3 tRNA genes and 1 rRNA gene are annotated in these 665 nt (G+C 50.1%); all 4 read left to right on the forward strand.

From position 1 onward, the window contains the following. The first annotated feature begins 115 nt into the window (after positions 1-115). The 4 genes from rrf to FE784_RS18675 all read left to right on the forward strand — a co-directional run bounded on the left by rrf (position 116) and on the right by FE784_RS18675 (position 535). A 5S ribosomal RNA gene (gene rrf / locus FE784_RS18660) occupies positions 116-232 on the forward strand. 10 nt (positions 233-242) lie between these two features. Beyond that, positions 243-318: transfer RNA gene (locus FE784_RS18665), tRNA-Asn, on the forward strand. 3 nt (positions 319-321) lie between these two features. Further along, positions 322-409, forward strand: a tRNA-Ser gene (locus FE784_RS18670). Between the two features lie 51 nt (positions 410-460). Next, positions 461-535 (forward strand) — tRNA-Glu (locus FE784_RS18675). Positions 536-665: the final 130 nt, after the last annotated feature.

Below are 665 nucleotides of genomic sequence, written 5' to 3' on the forward strand. Positions count from 1 at the left end.
AACTCGATTCGTTTCGCATTCAGTTTTCAGGGAATAACCGGTGGACCGGACAGCAAGTCTGTTCGGAAGATCGCTGCGACGCATGGCTGCGTTGCGACCTGAACAAAACACATCGTTTGGTGATGATGGCGGAGGGGATCCACGCGTTCCCATCCCGAACACGACCGTTAAGCCCTCCAGCGCCAATGGTACTTGGACCGCAGGGTCCTGGGAGAGTAGGACGTTGCCAAGCGATTGACCATTCCCTGATAGCTCAGTTGGTAGAGCACTCGGCTGTTAACCGAGTTGTCACAGGTTCGAGTCCTGTTCGGGGAGCCATATGGAGAGATGTCCGAGTGGTCGAAGGAGCACGATTGGAAATCGTGTAGGCGTCAAAAGCGTCTCGAGGGTTCGAATCCCTCTCTCTCCGTAGTATTACTTCTCTGTTCGAGGGAATAGAACCCGATCTTTATTATAGCATGGCCCGTTGGTCAAGGGGTTAAGACACCTCCCTTTCACGGAGGTAACAGGGGTTCGAATCCCCTACGGGTCACCAATTTTCTTAATAAGAAGAAATGATTTGAAAAACGCAGTTGATTTTTGATAGAAGATTTGTTATATTATAGCTTGTCACTTTACATTATGGACGCTTAGCTCAGCCGGGAGAGCATCTGCCTTACAAGCAG

This window comes from Paenibacillus hemerocallicola (assembly GCF_006265175.1).
GTDB lineage: Bacteria > Bacillota > Bacilli > Paenibacillales > NBRC-103111 > Paenibacillus_AB > Paenibacillus_AB hemerocallicola.